Here is a 20618-nt window from a genome sequence, read left to right as displayed (position 1 = left end):
GATTGACAGAGTTGTTTTTATTGTGAATTATTCCTAAAAAAAACATCTATATGCTTTGGTTGTAATTAGATATTCTTACCTTTAACAAATAATTGCACATAAACGAACATTGAGCAAGTGATGAGGGGGGTAATTTTTACAATATTGGTCCTGTTTGAAATTTGCAGGGCATTTCCACAGGATAATCATTGGACTCCGGAACCTGTGATTATTAAAAACGGAATAAGTGACCGTACTGTATACGATATTTCTTCTAGTAAAGAAGGTTTCTTATGGTTGGCAACGGATGAAGGAATTACTCGCTATGATGGGTTTCGTTTCCGTAATTATCCGTTGGTTGCTAGTCTGGATTCAATCTCAATACCTTTAAATCAGGTTGTAAAGTCTCTTAAAGAATCTCCCGATAGTTTGTTGTATCTCCAACTCTATCAAGGTGGAATGGCTTGTTTTGATAAAAGAAAGGAGATTTATTTACCGCTTCATTTTGATAAGCCTTTTAATATTCGTAGTATTCGGGATTTTTGTTGGAATGGCGATACCATGTATTTGGCTACTACTCAAGGATTATTTTCTTCGATTTCCCAACGTGCAAAAAAAGATGAAAAAGAGATTGTATCTTGTTCCCTGAAGGCGGAAACGTTGGTGAAAGGTAATATAACTCATTTATGTGCGGACGATAAGACAAATCTTTATTTTGTTATTGACGGTAATAGGGTGGTACGATATGATCTTGCAACTGGGAAAACCTTATTGATACAGCAAGGAAAGGTAGTGAACTGTTTATTTCTGATGAATGGTTATTTATGGATCTGCAACTCATGGAGTGACTTGGTATGTTGTGATCTGAAAAATGGAAAAGAACGAATGATTTCAATTGGAGGAACTGATAAAGTTGATTATTCTACTTCGTATATAACGGATTTAACATATAAGAATAAGAAGGTTTATTATTTGACTACTTTAGAAGGATTGTTCAGATTGGAATTTGCTAATGAGAATCTTAGTGAAAGTCCTTATTCTTTGGAAGCGGTGGTACAAAATGAGGGGCGTTTTGGTCTTCGTATAGATACCAGAATGATGAGTGTATGCTGGGATAATGACCAAAATAACTTGTGGATAAGTGGCTCTAGCGGTGGAATTGTAAAGTTCGACATCAGTAACAATATGTACAGCCGGGTGAAACAGGAGTTTAAATCGCAGGTGCATGGAATGGTAGAGGATGCTAAAGGGTATGTATGGCTGATACTGAATAACGGTAAAATAATGAAGAGTACGACTCCGGAGTTCTCTATAAATACTCTTTTTGAACCATGGGCAAAGTCGTCTGATCTTCTCGGGCATTATCATATTTATAAAGATAAGAATGAATGTATCTGGCTGGGAAATAATCATGGGGAAGTCGTGCGAATAGATCCTGCTACGGATACAAAAGATTCTTTTTATCTTCAGACTGAAGAAGGGGAAAAGCTGGATGCTGCCATTTATCAGTTTTGTATGGACTCGCGTAAACGTTTGTGGTTGGCTACTTCGCGTGGATTGATGCAAGTAGATCCTATGACTCATGTTTGCAGAAAGATAGAACCGGTGAATGAGAAAATAGATGGAGTATTGTCGATTGCAGAAGATAAGGAAGGAAATATCTGGCTAGGGACCAATAGGGGATTGAAAAGATTGGAATGGAAAGGTGAACAGCTTTTGTTGATAGGAAATTATGAACGGGAGAATAGGCTGGAAGAGTCTGCTGTACGAACTGTGTATGTAAATAATTATAATCAAATATATGCAGTATATCTGAATGTGATTGTTCGTATTGATGGTAGGGATAAGGAGAAGTTTGAGTCTATATATACACTGGGAAATGGCTTGACTTGCGGGCATGTGAGTTGTATGGTAGATGATCAAGTGGGTAATACATGGGGTGGGAATAATGTGGGAATCATTACGATCAGGAACGGAGGTGATTCTTTTTATAATTATCTGTCTACAGGGGGATGTATAGCTGTATGTCGGTTGCATGACGGTCAGTTGTTGTGGGCGGACTCCAAAGGATTGATCTATTTTGATCCGGAGGTGGTGAAAAGTAATATTGGTGGGCAGAAGTTGCTACTGACTGATATAGAGGTAAATGGAGAATCCATTATGGCAGGGGAGACGAGGAACGGACAAATGATTCTTTCATCTTCCCCGGAAGTGCAGAAAGAATTGGTGTTTAATTCGGATAATAATGATTTCCGTTTGTACTTTTCTGATTTGTGTTTTGAAACTATGCAACGGAAGATAGCTTATCGTTTACTACCGGAAGATAAAGACTGGCATGTGAAACCTTTATCTAATGGATTGGGATACAATAGGCTTCCTGCGGGAAAGTATATATTAGAGGCAAAGTTGATTTTTCCCGATGCAAAAGAAAGTGGAACAATTGAAATTCCCATTGTGGTGAAGTCTAAGTGGTATTATACGATATGGGCATATGTGATCTATGGATTGCTGGTTGTTACTTTAGTTTATTTTAGATTTTCAACGGTTTGGCACAACCATTTGAGAAATAAACATTTAACGGAGCATTTGAGAAATAATAGTAACGAATTGGCAACCGTGCGATTTTCAGCGTTTTGCGGTGCTATGCTGTCAAATAACTCGTTTCTGATGCAAAGGTAAGGAAATATCCAATACATGCAATATTGAAGAATAAATAAAATACCGACTATTGGGTAAGTTTGTTTAATCTCATTACGATTGAAGTTTGGCTTCTGCCCATTTTGGCTGCTATATATTTCACACTTTTACCCTCATCATGCAATTTCAATAAAAATTGGTCTGCTCCTCTTGTCCATCTTTTATTGGCATTAGGGTGCTTTACGTAGTTTTCTTCTGAAACCCTTTCGGGATGTAAGAACTCATCTACAAATACAGAAGGGAAACGCTTGTCATATAGCACAAGGGTTTTCATCTTTGCCCTTGTTATTGCCACATAAAACAATCTACGCTCTTCTCCATATGGAAATTGGTCACTTTTAGTGAGTACATATTTAAGCACAGGGTCATCACTCACAAGAGAAGGGAAGCCATACGTATCTTTATTACATTGCAAAAGTATTACATAATCGGCTTCAAGACCTTTTGATTTATGTACGGTCAAAAACTCGATTTTTCGTTCTCCTATTACGTAAAAGAACCTATTACCCTCTTTAATGGATTGATACATAAAAGAAAGGTAATAATCATCAAATGAATAACGCCCCAACAAAAATATAGATTTATCTGATGGAATAGATGCCACAAGTTGTCCTATCGTATTGCAATAATCTCGCCTATCGTAAGAATAGAACTCCAACTCTGTTTTCATTTCAGAACTGAACGAGTGTATATCTTTTTGTATTTGGGCTTTATTGCGCTGTATGAAGTGAGAGGACAACGAAACCAAAGGTTCTCCAAATCTGTACGTAGTTTCAATTTTGTTTATCTCCGTTGCTCCAAAGTATTCGGGGAATTGATTAAAAAGAGCCATATCACTTCCCGAAAAACGATATATGGATTGCCAATCATCACCCACGCAATACAACTTTGCAGGTGGATTTCCGTCTCGTAATACTTTCAAGAAATTGTAGCGGTCAACTGATATATCTTGAAACTCGTCCACAATGATATAGTCATACTCGACAAGGTGCGAAGTACGACATATTTCCGTGGCTTGAAGAATCGCATCGGTAAAATCAATTTGATTACTATCGCTTAATGCACTTATATAGCGCTCATATACAGGTTGAAATATATTCTTGATAATAAAAACACTTCGCTCATCATCTGCATTCTTTGCTTGTTTCAGAACTTCTTTAACTGATTTACAACTTGATTTTACTAATGTCACGAAAGTAACAGCAAGTCGTATAAATGCCTTTTCTTGCTTACTACCTTTTGGTAAAACCAAATCATATAATTCTTCATCTGTTTTCTCTTGAATTGGTACACCTGCGTCATCTAATAATTTTCGGAGTTTCCCCCTTATATCAGAGTAATGGAAATCTGCACTTGATGTTACTAAAAGTTGAGTGCCAAATTTCTCATGAGCTGCTTTCTTCCAAGTTATACCATCATTATATTTTTGATTGGCTTCTTCGTATGTTATATTTTTGTCTTTTGCAAACCAAGCGGGCACAAGACTATGTTCATCAACTCCAAAATGTTCCAAATAGATGCGTTTGATTACTCCTGCTTGCTCAAAATATATTGAGAAATCGGGGCGATATTGAGAATGCATTTCATCTGCTAATTGATGTTCGTATGGCTCTTCATATCTGAATTTTACTCCAAGTGATGATAAGACAAAGCATATCTTTTGCTCCTGTTCACTTCTCACATATATAGCCCGACCATCCATATCGGGAAACATCGCTTTTAGCTGCACGTTTTTTTGTTCCGACAACTTTTCTCGCCTTTCATTCTTGCGCTGTTCCCAATCCGCTTCATTAGATTGGTAATCAATGAAATATTCTACTACGCTATTCTTAAAAGCCTTATTCTCTAATAGAGTGTGATAAATATCTATAAACAAAGAATCTGTATTATCGCAAATAGATGGCTTTGTACCTGTCGCTTTTCCGATAATATCAATGGCTAATTTGTGAAATGTATAACCTTTCAAGCCATCAGTAGCCATTCTTTCCGTAAGTTCGGCTGCTGCTTTGTTCGTGTAACTAATGAGTAAGATTCTATGAGGTACAATGCCTTTTATTTCTGTTAGATACTTGACTTTTCCAACAATAGAAGAGGTCTTTCCACTACCTGCGCTACTAACAACCAAGCAATTATCTTCTTCTGAAACGATTGAGCGTCTTTGCTGCTTATCCAATGGATATTTCAAACAATGGTCGAAAAATTCTTTATGTGTATTAAGTAAAGAATTTATAACCGCATCATTATGTTGCTCGACAATCTTATTGATATTTCCAAAGTCACGAATTAGGTTTGAGATTGCTACAGATGGAGTGATATTGAAGGCTTCAAGTCTCTTGACTAATGAATGCGCCTCTTGAAAATATGGTATATAATGATTTGTGAAATCCTTTTCTTGCGTTGCAGAGATTATCTTACATGAAAAAACATTATTAAGGTCGGTCGGAATATCAATAAATGTTTCGTTATTTAATGCCGACAATCTCTCTTTTGCTTGCTCATAATTGGATTTATTACTATAAGAAGATATGTGGTTTAACTTTTCTGAAAGTTCCTTGGACTTGTTTTTTAGGCGTATTCGTATTGTGACTATTGCAATAACAGAAATAGCAACAAGAGAAACCACAACTATAAGTAAAACCAACTGCATATCAGAGGATGATAACTATTTAAATTTTTCAATCCACCTATAATCATCCCCCTTGGTACTCCATTGGAATTTCCATATGTCACCTGTTCTATCATTTATGAGATAGTATTGATACATGCTTGTCAATGGTTGAATAGAGAATATACAATTTTCGTTATCAGATACTAATTCGTACTTGTTTATAGGTATGCAAAATAGATTATCTAAATCTTGTGTACTATATTGGACTTGCCATAGTCGTCCATTATACGAATCTAACAGTATGAAAGTCCACATGTTTTGGGTGGCAAACATCTGAAACCTATTAGTCCAATTTGAAGTTGTTTCTGGATATGCAAGAGAGAAGATATTGATTGGGGCAGCAAACATATAATCTTCACCTTTTACACTAAATTGAACTTGCCAATTTTTACCTGTATATGTATCAAGCATTATGAAAGTCCACATATTTTGTGTTTCATAAAGACGAAACCTACTTTCCTTATCCCCTGATATTTCTCTTGCACTGCAAACAATCCAAGACTGACCATCATCCTGAATTTGCTGTACTTCACCTGTCATCGTATTTAAACGAAGCTGGTTATGATAGTTTCGCGTATTATACATTTTATAAACTTGAGCATATGATGCCAACGTAATAACCATCAATGCAAACAATGCTATAAACTTCTTCATAATCTATTGTATTATTGGTTATTAATTGATTTTATTTTTCAGGGAATAAACTTGACAATGCTCGTCTGATAGCTTGGCGAATATCATCAGCTTCTGTTTCTCCTTGTCCCTCTGCTGTGCAAGAACATATCATTTCATTGGTTTTTGCAGAACTAAATTGTATGGTTACTTCTATTGTATAGCCTAAACCTCTGTTACGCCTACCACTCTCGCCATAATTGACGATTAAGGTTTCATTCGCTAATTCGGATTTGAGTTCAGGCAATATAATATACCCCTGTTTTATCAATATTCCTGCTATCACATCACTCGGATTAACACTTTTGGTTGTCGAAGAGCCATAGATACCATATTGACCTCCATATGTACCTCCTGTGCTTGATGTCAATTCCTTTGTCGGAGAAATGTATGCGTATTTATACATTTCAATAGGAGCATTCCTTACTATTACAGGTGTTCGAAGTGGTGCACACCCATTTGCTAATAGAATGGTGCAAATAACTAATAGCCAATTTTTAATTGCGTTCATACACTACACATTTATCCTCCAGCTTCCACAAAGGATGGGTTAAATCACGAAGCGTGGAACTGTATGCCACACTCTTACTTGAAGGTCGTAGGAAACCTTGGATACGGATGTAACAATAGCAGCCCACGCTATAGCGTGAGAACCACTATGCTATCCTTGTATCCAATTTGAAAATTTCCTACGTTTTCAAGTACAAGATAAGCATAACGCTTCTTCTTTTTTCTTATGTCTTGGAAAGAGTTGCCTCAATCACGGTACAAAAGTACAAAAAAATCCGTGATGTAACTTCAACTATCACGGATTTGTTATGATTTACAGCTTAATACTCCTATTTTGTTTCTTTGTAGGCATTCCCAACGCTTCCATAAACTCGTCTTTCTTGCGTCTGAACCAACTGACGTGCGAAATACCGTCTATGTTGAGTTCAAATTTTCCCTCCGTGTTCTGTTTGAGAGAACAAACTGCATTGTCTGTTTTGAAATGCCGGTTAAACTCACGGGAATATAGTTCACCTTTAATGGAAACATCCTTGAACGTGCATAGTTTTCTAATGACGATATCGCCAAAGTGCAGAGTGTCACGCAGGAACTTTATTGTCGGCATCAACTTCTCCACGTATGGGAAATAGCATTTGACAAAGTTCACGAACTCGGACAGCTTACTATTCTGTTGGTCGTATGTGCTTTTCATTTCCTGCATCTGTTTGGCTTGTTGTCGTTCCCGTTGTCGGGCTTCTTCTTCAAGTTCAATGATGCGGTTTTGTAGAGCTGTGTTCTCCCTCTCCAGTGTCTTGACCTTGTTACTCCCGAAAAGAGAGCCGACACTCTCGGCGATGTTGGCGGCTGCGGTCGTCGCCGCCCCTTTCAACCGCTCGGTCTGTATCTCCTTTTTCGCCCGTGCAAGTTCCTCTCGTGCCGTATCTTTCCGCTCCTGCAAATCCATCACCTCCGCTTTCAGTTCCTCTGTCTGACGCTTTATGTCACGGTAGTACTGCTGCGTGGAAACGTGCCTCGCTTCCGAACCGTCAATTCCCCTTTGCAGCCCGTATTTTACCATCGCTGCGGCATAGCTGTCCTGATAGGATTTCAGTTTCAGACGGCTCATGATGTCATCTGCACACAGCCTCACGCTGTCGGCAGGTTTCTTGCGGTAGCGTTTCTTCGCCTGCTCCTCCCGTTTCCTGCGCTTGCGCTCCCCCTTGACTATCGGGACGAGCGTGACGTGCATGTGTGGCGTTTTCTCGTCCATGTGCAGGTGAGCCGCCACGATGTTCTCTTTTCCGAACGTGTCGGCGAAGTATTTCAAGTTGTCAGCGCACCACTCGTCCAGCCGTCCCTCCCGTTGGATGCGCTCCATGTCCTCGGGCGTTGCCGACACGTTGATGCGGATTGCCCTGACTTGGTTGCTGCCGACTTTGCGTGTCAGCCCGGCTTCTTCCAGCCTCCTTTGGATAGCCGCCGAACGGTCTTTCACACCGTCGGGATACTCGATGAGTTTCCGATTGAGGTGTGTGCGTGTGGGGTCGGCGTTCCTCGGTATGATTGAACGCTCGATGTGGGCGGTCGTTCCGCTGTCGGAACCGTGCGCCTTTTCCATGTGTAAGACTACAAATCCCATATAAAATTCCTTTCTTTTTTAGCTTATGAAACAATGATTCTTCGTATCTTCGGGGACGGCAAAAAGCCGTTCCCGATGGGGTGTGCAGAGGGGCTTTCCCCTTGCCTTATTGGGGAATTTTCAGCGTTGCCTGCAATGCGGCTCGGAAAATTCCCTAATAAGCTACGGTATTTCCTGTCTGTAAATACCCGTGCGCCGTCCGTCCCTGCCTGCTTTGCTTTGCCCGCCTTGTTTACCAACTTTGCATACATGACAATGTGAACAGAGTGTCGGTAGTCCGTCAGCATTGCAGCCGTCACAAACTCCCCTTGTTGTTTTTTCCTTTCGTCGTCGGTTGCCGGGGCGGTCGTTTCCGTTTACGGAGGCTCTTTTGCGTGGGGCTGTCGGATGCAAGGTTCATGGGAAGAATACTACCCGAAGCATGAGGGTGGAGATTGTTCCCATGACGGCGCAGCCGCCTGACCTTGAAGCCGACGTAAAGCCCCATGCTACCTTTGCCTCTGAAAACGGAAATGGCTGCTCCAGTTGCAGCAAATGGGAACTCTCCCTATCCCATTTCCCAGCCGGGTTGATGACGGATGAAAATCCGATAATTTGATGAAACGGCATATAAACATCTGTATATTAGCGGTATGTATGCTCATCAACTTCTCATCAGAATACTCGCCAAAAGAGAAACGACACGGTAAGGCATACTTTCCGTTCATCGACAAATATCCGTTGATGAGAATTTGATGAACACATATATATCTTATAATCATATATTTACTATATGTATTCATCATTTCATCAGAATAACGGTGTATCTTCCGACGGAAACAGTCGCACATGTTTCGTGTATGGGTACGTACTAACAGCAATACGCACCCCCGAATGATGGCAGGAACAGACATATTTTCTCTTTTTGCCGGTACATCCTCTTTAACAAGGCATTGCGCAGCCTCTCCGCACCGCATGAGACGATACGGAATGCGAGTGCGACAAGCATTTCAAAACTGTAAACGTCCAGCCCGTAACCGTTCTCCAAACGCAGACAACGCTTCGTGTCGTACTCTTTCAGAACTCCGCTTTTGTAAACAGCTCTGATTCCTGCACGGACTGTCGGGGCAATTACCCCGAACAGCCCGACAAGTTCCGGCTCGGACATCCACACATTGGCTGTATCGGTCGGCATGATGATATTGCCGTGTTCGTCCATCGTGATGGTATTTCTTTTTTCTTTCATCGGTATTCGCTTTTAAGGTCGTTATTAAATGGCACGGCAGATGTTCTTCTCCATATCCTCCAACTTGTGCGACAAGGCTTCCATGTCCCGGCTTATCTTTTGGGCGGTGATTTTGGCGTATATCTGCGTGGTCTTGATGTTCGTGTGCCCCAACAGTCGGCTCACGGTTTCAATGGGTACACCGTTGGATAAAAGCACGGTCGTGGCGTTCGTATGCCTCGCAACATGATAGGTCAAGCGCACCTTGAAACCGCACTGCCTGCCTATCTCTTTTAGTATCTTGTTGCAGGTGGTATTGCTCGGCATGGGGAAAACATGACCGTCCCGTGTCATTCCCTTGTATTTCTCTATTATCCTTTGCGGAACGTCCAACAGACGGATGTTCGATTCCGTGTTCGTCTTCTTCCGCCGGGTAATAATCCATAGATTACCGTCGAAGAAGGTTTGCAGGCAGTCGGCGGTGAGGTTCCTCACATCGGAGTACGCCAGCCCCGTGAACACCGAAAAGACGAACAAGTCCCTTACGAGTTCATGCTGCCCGTTCTTCATCGGTGTATCTATAAGCGTCTGTATCTCCGCTTGGGTAAGGTAGCCCCTATCCACGCTTTCGGGAGAGTTGATATACCCGGCAAAGGGGTTGAACGGCAACCGCCCGTCATTCCTCGCTATCGAGATGATATGTTTCAGCACAATCATGTAGCCCCACACGGTATTGGTACGGCATTTCTTCTCCGTGCGTAGGAAATACTCGAAATCGTTGATGAAAGAGAGGTTCAATTCCTTGAGAGGAATATCCTCACGCTTGTAGGTATGAGGCAGGAACTCCCGAATGTGCTTGCAGACGGTCGCATAACGTTGGTATGTTCCCTGCGCCCTGCTGTGCCCCACTTTCTTGGCGAACTCGGCGTTGTGCTGCTCAAACAGCTTCAACAAGGTCTCCTGCTTGACACCGATACCGAGATAGGTGTCTTTGAGCTTGGCGGCGGTTACATACCCGTCCGTCTGCATAAGCTCCTGATAGCGGCGGTTCACGTCCACACGGATTTTATCGACGGTACGGTTGATTCGCTGCGCCTCGACGCTCTTGCCCGAGGCACGGCTGTTTTTCACGTCCCACAAGCGTGGGGGAACGTCCAGCTTGCAGCTGAACTGTTTAATCTCGCCGTCTACTGTAAGACGGCACATCAGGGGCAGGTTGCCGTTGGGCTTTGCGCTGCCTTTCTTCACGTAGAATAAGACTTTGAATGTACTTCGCATAACTCACACTTTTTTTGGTTACAAAATTAAGTTACAGTGAGTTACCAACAGATATGCAAACCTGCGCAAATCGCAGAAATAGAAGCGTTTAACCGAAAACTTTCATCCGTTACGGTAGTAATGGGGTGGTAACTGAACTCCTGCCGCATTTGGCTTCAAAGTGGCTTTCAGTTGCTTCCTTACCACACAAAAACGAAGCGTAACGAACACTGTTTCAGTGCCATTCGCTACGCTTCGCTCAAATTTGTCTTCTCGCCATGTGTTTATTTTATATTTCATCGTTTCAGAGTCAGAGATATTCGTAGGCAAGTACATCGTGACCGGGAAATGATATTGAAAGAAAATTTGAATTTGGAAAAGATGAAACATGAACAGAAATTGGAAATAGATGCCATGAGGAATCGGTTGCTGACATTGTTTGTCCAGGAATTGCGGACTCCTCTCTCTTTGATAATTGCACCGTTGAAAGATTTGCTGGAAGAACAGTCTCTTATTCCGCATTTTGCTTCCCGTGCGCAAATGGCTTACAGAAATTCACTTCGAATGCTCGATGTCTGCAACCAGCTGTTGGCCATTTACGAACAAGGAAACCAGAATGAAAAACTGGAAGTTGCATCTTATCAGATAGAAAAGCTGATTGATAGCAATTTGTTTGACTACAGGGAGTTATTAAAAGCGCATCCGATTACTTTTCAGTTTGAAAAACGAATTAAGAAGGATTTGGAATGTTATGTGGATAAAAAGAAGTTTGAAACAATTTTGCATAATTTGTTGTCAAATGCCTTTACGCATATAAATTATACCGGAACTGTGTCACTGACTATTTGCGAGACAATGGAAAGGCAGATGCGTTATGTTACGGTGATAGTCGAAGATGATGGAAAAGAATTGGTCAAGACTACTGAACAATTGATGAATGATAAGGTACAAGATAATGATATACCTTCGGTACAGCTAGGATTTACTTTCATGCAGCATATTGTGGAAATGCATCATGGTATAATCTCATTAGAAAGTATAGAAGGAAAAGGAACGAAGGTTGTTGTGAGTTTGCCATTAGGAAAGACGGTCTTTGAAAATGATCCGAATGTTGTCTTTATTAATCCGGATATGTCGAAAAGTGACATGCCGGAATCGCTGCAGGAACAGCCGTTGGTAGATGTGGTAACAAATGATATCTTGGAACAGAAAGCTGTGGTGCCTACTGAGATACCTATGCTTGAAGAAACAAAGGTTGCTTCCGTAGCAGGACCTAAGAAGACATTGCTGATTGTGGAAGATCATAAAGATATCCGTCTTTATCTGAAAGTATTATTGGGTAAGGAATACACTTGCTGATGGCAACAAATGGTCAGGAAGGGGTGGATATTGCTACAAAGGAGCTCCCGGATTTAATCATTTGTGATGTGATGATGCCGGTGAAAGATGGATTTGAATGTTGTCGGGAAGTGAAAGAGGGATTGGAAACATGCAATATTCCTTTTATTATGCTGACTGCGAAGGTGGAAGATGAAGATATTATTCATGGCTTGGAGATGGGGGCAGATGATTATATTTTGAAACCGTTTACTCCCGGTATATTGAAGGCAAAGATACATAACCTTATAAATGGGCGGATTGCTTTGAAGCAGACGTATACCAGATTATTTACTTTGCCGGGTACGGATAGCGTAACGGAAAAGAATGAAGTGGCTACCGCAAAGGATGATGTGGAAGTAGAAGATCCCTTTATCAGTTCTGTGATTAAAATTGTTGAAGAGAATATCTGTGAAGCAGATTTCAGCGTGAAGAAACTCGCTGCAGAAATGAATATGAGTCAGCCTACTTTGTATCGTAAAGTGAAACAAAGTACGGATTATACGATTATTGAACTTATTCGTGGAGTACGTATGCGCCGGGCGGCAGTTTTATTGAAAACGAAGAAATATGGAGTGCAGGAAGTTGCTGAAATGGTGGGATATAATGATATTCCAACTTTTAGAAAGCATTTTGTGGATGCTTTTGGTACCACTCCTTCTACTTATGAATGAAAAAATGACTACTTTTGTATGCGAAAACCCTAAAAATAGGAATCAACGTGCAAAGGTATTTTATTTATTTGGCTTATGATGGAACCAACTATCATGGTTGGCAGATTCAACCTAATGGTATTAGTGTGCAGGAATGCCTGATGAAGGCGTTATCTACTTTCTTGCGACGTGATATTGAGGTAATAGGTGCCGGTCGCACGGATGCAGGAGTACATGCTTCTCTGATGGTGGCACATTTTGATTACGAAGAATTGCTTGATATCACTTCCGTTACGGACAAATTGAATCGGTTATTACCGCCTGACATTTCTATCTATAAAGTTTGTCTTGTAAAGCCAAATGCACACGCACGCTTTGATGCAATGGCTCGGACATACAAATACTACGTAACAACAGCTAAATATCCCTTCAATCGGCAATACCGTTGCAGAATCTATAACTCGTTGGATTATAAACGTATGAATGAAGCTGCACTTTTGCTTTTTGAATATAGTGATTTTACAAGTTTCAGCAAACTTCATACGGATGTAAAGACTAATATCTGTCATATTACTCATGCCGAATGGACACGGGAGGAAGATAATACTTGGGTGTTTACCATTCGTGCCGATCGGTTTCTGAGGAATATGGTGCGTGCCATTGTCGGTACATTACTTGAAGTCGGTCGTGGAAAACTGTCTTTAGAGGGTTTTCGGCGAATCATTGAACAGAAAGATCGCTGCCAAGCCGGATCATCGGCTCCCGGACATGCTTTGTTTTTGGTAAATGTAGAATATCCGAGAGAGATCTTTCTTTAGTATGTAAATAACGGACTAAATAATAAAAGGAATTTAACTAACCTATATGTAATTTTTCATACTTCATTAAAATATGTGGTTATTATTGGCTTTTCTCTCGGCTACTTTGCTGGGTTTTTATGATGTATTCAAGAAGCAATCATTGAAAGATAATGCAGTATTACCGGTGTTGTTTCTAAATACGCTTTTTTCCAGTCTTATATTTCTGCCTTTTATTCTTATATCTGCGTATGAACCGAATTTATTGGGAGGAACCATATTTAATGTTCCTCTAGCCGGATGGGAGCAACATAAATACATCATCATTAAGTCGTTTATCGTATTGTCTTCCTGGATATTCGGGTATTTTGGAATGAAGCATTTGCCTATTACGATCGTGGGACCGATCAATGCTACCCGTCCGGTGATGGTACTGGTCGGAGCAATGTTAATATTTGGTGAACGGTTGAATCTCTATCAGTGGATAGGTGTATTGCTAGCTGTGGTCTCCTTTTTTATGTTAAGCCGTTCAGGAAAGAAAGAAGGAATTGACTTTAAGCACAACAAATGGATCTTTTTTATTGTTCTTGCTGCCATCATGGGAGCTATCAGTGGACTTTATGATAAATATCTGATGAAACAATTGAATCCGATGCTGGTACAGTCCTGGTATAATGTCTATCAAGTGTTTATCATGTGTCCTATCTTATTGTTGCTTTGGTGGCCTAAACGTAAATCTACAACTCCGTTTCGTTGGCAGTGGACTATTATTTTAATTTCTATCTTTCTTTCGGCTGCAGATTTTGTTTATTTCTATGCATTGAGTTATGATGACTCCATGATCTCTATTGTTTCTATGGTGCGTCGGGGAAGTGTCATTGTTTCTTTTACTTTCGGAGCCCTCTTCTTCCGTGAAAAGAATTTAAAAAGCAAGGCGATTGACCTTATACTAGTGTTAATTGGAATGATTTTTTTATATTTGGGATCGAAATCGTGAAATGTTTAAAATTATAAGGTTATAGAGGGATAACTCTTTTGTAATTTATGATTTTATATAAAGTAATTTTGAAATAATATGAAAGTAAATAAATTGGTTTCTAACATCACTTTTTTTATTCTAGGAGTATTCTCACTCACCTCCTTGCAGGCTCAGGAAGCCAAAACATTGTTCATAAATATGCCCGACTCACTAAATCTTATCTTGACGAAGGTGAATCGGGAAGATTGCATTGATTTTCTGGAAAGTAAAATGAAAGCAGAGGTTGAGAACCGATTTGGTAAAAAATCGGAAATGACTGCTTTGAGCAAAGACTATATCCGTATGCAAATGTCTCCACAAACTACCTGGCAGATGAAATTGTTGGCATTGAATGATTCAACGAATGTGGTTTGTGTAGTTACTACAGCTTGCGCACCCGCTTGTGATAGTAATATAAGTTTTTATACAACAGCTTGGGAACCTCTCCCGGCATCTCAGTTTATTACTCTTCCGGTGATGGATGATTTTTTTGTTGCTCCTGATTCTATGGAAATATACGATTATGACGAAGCACGCCGCACAGCTGATATCTTGTTGGTAAAAGCTGATCTTAACAAAGATAATACTGAACTGACTCTTGCTTTAACTACTCAGGACTATATGTCAAAAGAAACAGCGGAAAAACTGAAACCATTTCTCCGCCGTCCTATTGTTTATCAATGGAAGAACGGTAAATTTTCAAAATAACATCGTTCATTCCCATTATTCATTTTCCATTCACTATTTGCTCAGACACTCTTCGATAAATTGTATCATTTCCGGAGTGTGTGCTTCTACGCTCAGAAGTAATTTGAATTGTGCTTTAGTGCGGATCAGATTATGGTCGGGATATTTGATCTTATAATAAGTGTCTCCATTGATATAGTCGGCAAGGAAACGTACGCATTGCATATATGGGAATAATGCTGCTGCATAAGGTAAGTTCTCGATTTCAATAGGAGTGAGGAATGATTTAGCACCTTCCAAATAGCCTTTGGTAAATGCCTTAAAGATATCCATGTCGAAGTTTACCCGGTCAAGATCCTTGTCGTCTTCATCGCCAGTGTTAGCACCTGTACGTAGGAAGTCACCGTAGTCGGAGAAGATAAAACTAGGCATTACCGTATCCAGATCGATTACACATAATACTTTTCCATCTTCATCGAACATCATATTATTCACTTTTGTATCGCAGTGACACACACGTTTGGGGAGCTTGCCTTCACGATACAAACGTTCAGCTTTGCACATTTCATCAGCTCGTTTTTCTATTTCGTCCAGATAATATTGCATTTCCGTTACTCGTCCGGCAGCATTGGTAGCAACAGCCTCACGAAGTTGTTGAAGACGGAATTCCATGTTGTGGAAATCCGGAATCGTTTCACCTAACGTTTCCGGGATGTCAGCTAACATTGCCTGAAAGTTGCCAAACGCCTGTCCGGCATAACAGGAATATTCCGGATTGACCGTTTCAAATGTCTGGGCACGTGGTATGAATACCATAACACGCCAATAACTGTCACCATCGAACCAGAAAGTTTTCCCCTCTTCTGTCTCCAAGAAGTTCAGGACTTTACGTTCTATGTCTGATTCGCCTGCTTCCGTTAGTTTCTTGCGAATATGTCTAGTGACAGCAGCTATATTGGATTGAAGCATCTCTACATTCTGAAAGATAGCATGATTGATTCGTTGAAGAACATAATCGGGTGCATCTGCCTCTTTTGTATTTACCTTGTAAGTATCGTTGATAAGTCCTGTTCCCAAAGGTTTGATATTTTCTACTGTACCTTGGATTTTGAACTTTGATACAATGTTTGATAGGTCTTTCATGAGTCTTTTATTTAAATAATTTGTACTAAGGTTATTCTAAATCTTGATTTTTCATTTTACTTTAATATGGTCGAAGCCTTCTCCGTATACCCCAATGACTGCACTTTGTGAAACAAAAGCATTTGGGTCAATATCCTTTATGAGTCGGAAAATGATGGTTGATTCGCGTTTCTTTGCCAATACAAACATCATTTTTACTTCTTTGCCGGTATAAAAGCCTGTGGCATTGATAATCGTTACTCCACGATGGGGATATTCGTTAATATGTCGTCCTATTTCTTTATATTTACTGGATATGATAAAGAATTGAACCGATTGGCGTGCGCTATTCACCACTTGGTCGAGAACAAAACTACAGATATAGAGTGTCACGAATCCATATACTACTTTTTCCCAATCCTTCAAGACAAAATAGCTGGAAGAGATGATGATAAGATCACAGATTAACATGACTCTTCCCAAAGTGATATCCCTGTATTTATTGATGATAGCTGCAATGATATCCGTACCGCCGGTACTGCCATTGGCTGAAAAAGCAATTCCGATACCGCTTCCGCAGAATGATGCACCGATAACGCATGCCATAAAAGGTTGGTCGTGAAGAAGAGTGATACCTGATGATACTTTCTGAATTACAGATAGAAAGAAAGTCAGGGTAAAAACTCCAAAAATTGTTTTAATACAGAATTTCAATCCCAATAGTTTTAGAGCCAATAGCAGCAGGAAGAAGTTAATGCTGAAATAGGTATATTGTACGGGAAATCCTGTAGCCCAATATACGATAGATGCAATACCTGGCACTCCTCCGGTAGTAATATCATTGGGAAGGAGAAAAACAGTCCATCCGATACCGTAGAGAATCATGCCGATAGCAATCATTACGTAGTCTTTTGCTTCCCGAAGGATAGTCTGTCTAGAGGGTTTTAAAACTACTGTTTTCATATAAAGATAATGTGTAATTATCGAGTGAATATCTTATTCAGAAGGTTGATTGTCTGTCATTGTATAATTTGCCGGACGCGAATTCAACGAATACTACGGATTTAATTAAAATAAATCCGTAGTATCTTCGTCATCCGCGTCTAAAAATGCAAAGTGTACATTTCTGACTTTGCTTTCAAGTATATCACTATTTATTTAGCAAAGGCGTATTGGAAACCTTTTACTTTGTTCCATCCACCCCGAGTAAAATCGGGGATTTCTACAGGAGCAGAATTGTTTTCGATAGAAAGTCTGGTAAGTTCGGCCATACAGCACCATTCCGCGAGGTCATATACATCCATATCCAATGGCAAACCGTTACGTAGGCAGTATATCAAGCGATAATCCATGATATAGTCCATACCACCGTGACCACCTACTTTTTTGGCAGTCTCTTCCAGTTCTTGATCCAGAATAGGACTTCTATACTTGGCCATCAATGCCTGTTTAACATCTGCCGGAACAGAACCGTGTGCATTTAGATTTTCATGGTTGGGTATCTCGTCGGCTTTCACCTGTGAAGGTCTCAGACAGTATTCCTCAATCGGATATTTGCTGGCATATCCATCGGTTCCGACTACCTGATACATACGACTATAAGGGCGTGGTGTCATTACATTATGTTGGATAAGCATAGTACGTTCATTTTCTGTACGAATAATAGTCGTAGTCTGGTCACCGTTCTGGAAGTCTTTCACATCTTCTCCAGTTTGTTTTTTAATAAATGCCGGACCATTTACAGCCTTTGTGTCCATAGCAACTAAAGTTTTCATACGGTCTCCGCGATGGATATTGAGAACTTGGCAAGCAGGACCTATGCCATGAGTAGCATAAACATCTCCACGATGTAAACGGTTGTAGTCCATACGCCAATTATTCCAGTAGTATGGCCAGAAATCCTCCAGATTATGGATGTATGAACCTTCCACATGGAGAACCTCACCGAATACTCCTTGTTGTGCCATATTCAAAGTTGTCATTTCGAAGAAATCGTATACACAATTCTCTAATTGCATACAGTGTTTGCGGGTCTTTTCAGATGTATTGATGAGCTTCCATATTTCATCCAATGTCATAGCGGCTGGAACTTCGATAGCTACATGCTTACCATGTTCCATAGCATATACACCCATTTCAGCATGATGCTTCCAATCTGTGGCAATATACACAAGATCAATATCATCGCGTTCACACAATTGTTTCCAAGCATCTTCTGTGCCAGTATAGGAAGCAGCTTCTGGCAGACCGGCTTTCTTCAAGATGTTTTGTGATTTTTCTACGCATTCAGGACGGATGTCACAAAGAGCAACTATTTTAGTTCCGGGAATGTAGGCAAAACGTTCTACTGCTCCGGGACCTCTCATGCCTAAACCAATGAAACCAACGCGGACTGTCTCCAGTTTGGGGGTTACTAACTGAATGACATCTTCTTGTCCGGAAGGACGTTCGGGCGTTTCTACTTGAAGAGGTTTGAATGCTTCTTTTTCTTTTTGTGTGCAGCAACTGGTTTGACAGGTTAATAAGGTAAAACCGATTGCCAATGAAATTAGCAGTTCTTTCATGATTTTTTTAGGGGGTTAAAGGGTTAATTAGTGTGTTTTCTTTCAAAAGCCAAAAATAGTAATTAATCATAAATTAATTGCTTTTATTTCGGAATATTTCAAATAAAAGGAAGAGAAAAGGGGGGAAATAAAAAGAGAATCTGAAATTCAGATTCTCTTTAGAGCGGAAGACGGGGCTCAAACCCGCGACCCTCAGCTTGGAAGGCTAATGCTCTATCAACTGAGCTACTTCCGCAATTTTAGTGGGCAAAGATGGATTCGAACCACCGAAGTCGAAAGACAGCAGATTTACAGTCTGCCCCATTTGGCCACTCTGGTATTTGCCCTTTTTGCTTTTGAGGAGGTTTGTTTCTCAATTGCGGTGCAAAGATACGACTATTTATTTAAACTCCAAACAAAATCGATCATTTTTATTGCAGTAATTGCACATTCGTCTCCTTTGTTACCTAGTTTACCACCGGCTCTATCCTCTGCTTGTTCCATTGTATTGGTAGTAATTAATCCGTAAATCACTGGTATATCGCCAGTTGCGTTTAATTCGGTAATCCCTTGAGTTGCTCCCATACAAACATAGTCAAAATGTGGAGTATCTCCTTTAATAACGCAACCAATTGCAATGATTGCATCAATCTCACAATTTTCCATTATTTGGTTAGCACCAAAAGTCAGTTCAAAACTTCCCGGAACAGTTTTAACCAAAATGTTCTCTTCTTTGGCTCCATGTTTTTTCAGTGTATTGATTGCACCGTTTAATAGAGCACCGGTAATATTGAAATTCCATTCTGATACAACAATCCCGAATTTCATGTTTTCAGCATTAGGAACAGAATTAAAATCGTATTCGGACAGGTTATGATATGCAGTTGCCATAATGTGTATATTAAAGGGGGTTAATAAATGATTTAAAAAGAACACGGATTATACGGATATCACGGTTCTGAATATAACCCGCTTAATCCGTGTAATCCGTGCTCAAGTTTCTCTATATAATAAGGTATATTATTTTTTCATTAATTTAGCCTGTTCGATATACTTGTCGATATCGATAGCCTGGTATGACTGGAAATATTTATCTTTGATTTTCGTATAAGCCTCTACAGCATCATCGAATTTTCCTTGTTTCACCAAGATCTCGCCTGCTTGCATCAGGAAAATAGGGCTCAATGTGTTATTGTCAGCTTTGGCTGCTGCCGATAACAACGTAGAAGCAGCCTTATCCAACTGTCCGAGTTGTGCATAACAGTTTCCTGTTGCACCCAAAATAGCAGGAGCTACCATTTGGTCATCACTGCTGAAGCTATCCAACATTTTAACTGCATCTTCGTATTTACCGAGTTGTGCGTAACAAATACCTGCATAAGCTTTGGCCAGATTGGCAGCTTTTGTTCCGCTGTATTCATCTGCTACTTTCAGGAAGCCTGTAAAACCGATGCTGTCACCGTTTAAAGCTTGTTCAAATGCATCTTGTTCAAAGTATTCCTGTCCTTTGAAAAGTGCTGCCTGAGCTTTCTCTTCACGTGGTTCTGCATAGAGGTGCTTGTACATGATAATCCCTGCTACGATGATGACTATAGCTGCAACACCACCGATGATTGCATTTTTGTACTTAATGAGAAATGCTTCCGATTGTGTCAGTGCATCTTCTACGTTCAGATGTTCGTTCTGATTCTTTTGTTCTGCCATTTTTATATGATTCTTTTTGTTATTATTCCTTGTTCGATAATTCGACTCGCAAAATTAGTTTTTTTATATCTACTAACGAAATTTAGAAGCATCTTTTTTTATATAACACTCG

General features: G+C 40.2%; 16 protein-coding genes, 2 tRNA genes and 1 pseudogene. 6 read left to right on the top strand and 13 right to left on the bottom strand.

The features are described 5' to 3' along the window. The first annotated feature begins 204 nt into the window (after positions 1-204). Positions 205-2658 carry a ligand-binding sensor domain-containing protein gene (locus CZ225_RS19465; protein WP_159441791.1) on the top strand — a complete coding sequence of 818 codons (2454 nt, stop codon included), beginning with the start codon at positions 205-207 and terminating at the stop codon, positions 2656-2658. Between the two features lie 46 nt (positions 2659-2704). Here the strand turns inward: CZ225_RS19465 and CZ225_RS19460 are convergent, their stop codons facing one another. From CZ225_RS19460 to mobV, 4 genes are all read right to left on the bottom strand, one after another. Then, positions 2705-5323, bottom strand: a complete 2619-nt coding sequence (locus CZ225_RS19460) for a UvrD-helicase domain-containing protein (protein WP_004307697.1) — start codon at positions 5321-5323, stop codon at positions 2705-2707. A gap of 15 nt (positions 5324-5338) precedes the next feature. Continuing rightward, the gene (locus CZ225_RS19455; RefSeq protein ID WP_004307699.1) at positions 5339-5998 is read right to left on the bottom strand and encodes a hypothetical protein; all 660 of its coding nucleotides are present in this window, start codon (positions 5996-5998) and stop codon (positions 5339-5341) included. A gap of 31 nt (positions 5999-6029) precedes the next feature. Next, a complete protein-coding gene (locus tag CZ225_RS19450; RefSeq protein WP_013611433.1) occupies positions 6030-6527 on the bottom strand; it encodes a hypothetical protein in 498 nt (165 codons plus the stop codon). Positions 6528-6839: 312 nt separating this feature from the next. Then, on the bottom strand, positions 6840-8144 hold the full coding sequence (mobV, locus tag CZ225_RS19440; protein WP_004307704.1) for a MobV family relaxase: 1305 nt from the start codon (positions 8142-8144) through the stop codon (positions 6840-6842). A gap of 286 nt (positions 8145-8430) precedes the next feature. Between mobV and CZ225_RS23505 the strand changes: the two genes are divergently transcribed. Continuing rightward, the gene (locus tag CZ225_RS23505) at positions 8431-8742 is read left to right on the top strand and encodes a hypothetical protein (RefSeq protein WP_128857356.1); all 312 of its coding nucleotides are present in this window, start codon (positions 8431-8433) and stop codon (positions 8740-8742) included. Between the two features lie 252 nt (positions 8743-8994). Here CZ225_RS23505 and CZ225_RS19430 read toward each other — a convergent pair whose 3' ends face one another. Continuing rightward, positions 8995-9369, bottom strand: a complete 375-nt coding sequence (locus tag CZ225_RS19430) for a virulence RhuM family protein (protein ID WP_004307705.1) — start codon at positions 9367-9369, stop codon at positions 8995-8997. Positions 9370-9393: 24 nt separating this feature from the next. Beyond that, positions 9394-10626 (bottom strand): site-specific integrase, encoded by a 1233-nt coding sequence (locus tag CZ225_RS19425; RefSeq protein WP_004307706.1) that lies wholly within the window; start codon positions 10624-10626, stop codon positions 9394-9396. A gap of 174 nt (positions 10627-10800) precedes the next feature. Here CZ225_RS19425 and CZ225_RS24970 point away from each other — a divergent pair. The 4 genes and pseudogenes from CZ225_RS24970 to CZ225_RS19405 form a co-directional block, all read left to right on the top strand. Then, a pseudogene (locus tag CZ225_RS24970) lies at positions 10801-12656 on the top strand (response regulator); the annotation flags it as partial. Positions 12657-12703: 47 nt separating this feature from the next. Continuing rightward, complete coding sequence (truA, locus tag CZ225_RS19415; RefSeq protein ID WP_077155897.1) at positions 12704-13453, top strand: tRNA pseudouridine(38-40) synthase TruA; 750 nt, start codon at positions 12704-12706, stop codon at positions 13451-13453. 73 nt (positions 13454-13526) lie between these two features. Further along, entirely contained in the window at positions 13527-14429 is a 903-nt protein-coding gene (locus tag CZ225_RS19410; protein ID WP_077155115.1) for a DMT family transporter, read from the top strand. A gap of 78 nt (positions 14430-14507) precedes the next feature. Beyond that, positions 14508-15158 carry a DUF3256 family protein gene (locus CZ225_RS19405; protein WP_077155114.1) on the top strand — a complete coding sequence of 217 codons (651 nt, stop codon included), beginning with the start codon at positions 14508-14510 and terminating at the stop codon, positions 15156-15158. 33 nt (positions 15159-15191) lie between these two features. Here the strand turns inward: CZ225_RS19405 and CZ225_RS19400 are convergent, their stop codons facing one another. The 7 genes from CZ225_RS19400 to CZ225_RS19370 form a co-directional block, all read right to left on the bottom strand. Next, entirely contained in the window at positions 15192-16280 is a 1089-nt protein-coding gene (locus CZ225_RS19400) for a phosphotransferase enzyme family protein (RefSeq protein ID WP_077155113.1), read from the bottom strand. A gap of 51 nt (positions 16281-16331) precedes the next feature. Then, positions 16332-17222, bottom strand: a complete 891-nt coding sequence (locus CZ225_RS19395; RefSeq protein ID WP_077155112.1) for a YitT family protein — start codon at positions 17220-17222, stop codon at positions 16332-16334. 191 nt (positions 17223-17413) lie between these two features. After that, entirely contained in the window at positions 17414-18823 is a 1410-nt protein-coding gene (locus tag CZ225_RS19390; protein ID WP_077155111.1) for a Gfo/Idh/MocA family protein, read from the bottom strand. Between the two features lie 162 nt (positions 18824-18985). Further along, a tRNA-Gly gene (locus CZ225_RS19385) sits at positions 18986-19058 on the bottom strand. Between the two features lie 8 nt (positions 19059-19066). After that, positions 19067-19149 (bottom strand) — tRNA-Tyr (locus tag CZ225_RS19380). Positions 19150-19198: 49 nt separating this feature from the next. Beyond that, the gene (gene ribH / locus CZ225_RS19375; protein ID WP_077155110.1) at positions 19199-19693 is read right to left on the bottom strand and encodes a 6,7-dimethyl-8-ribityllumazine synthase; all 495 of its coding nucleotides are present in this window, start codon (positions 19691-19693) and stop codon (positions 19199-19201) included. A 129-nt stretch (positions 19694-19822) separates the two neighbouring features. Further along, a complete protein-coding gene (locus CZ225_RS19370; protein ID WP_077155109.1) occupies positions 19823-20506 on the bottom strand; it encodes a tetratricopeptide repeat protein in 684 nt (227 codons plus the stop codon). Between the last annotated feature and the right edge of the window lie 112 nt (positions 20507-20618).

The sequence above is a fragment of the Bacteroides bouchesdurhonensis genome, assembly GCF_900155865.1.
Taxonomy (GTDB): Bacteria; Bacteroidota; Bacteroidia; order Bacteroidales; family Bacteroidaceae; genus Bacteroides; species Bacteroides bouchesdurhonensis.
The sequence above is the reverse complement of the archived record's forward strand: the minus strand, read 5'-3'. Positions and strand labels throughout refer to the sequence as shown.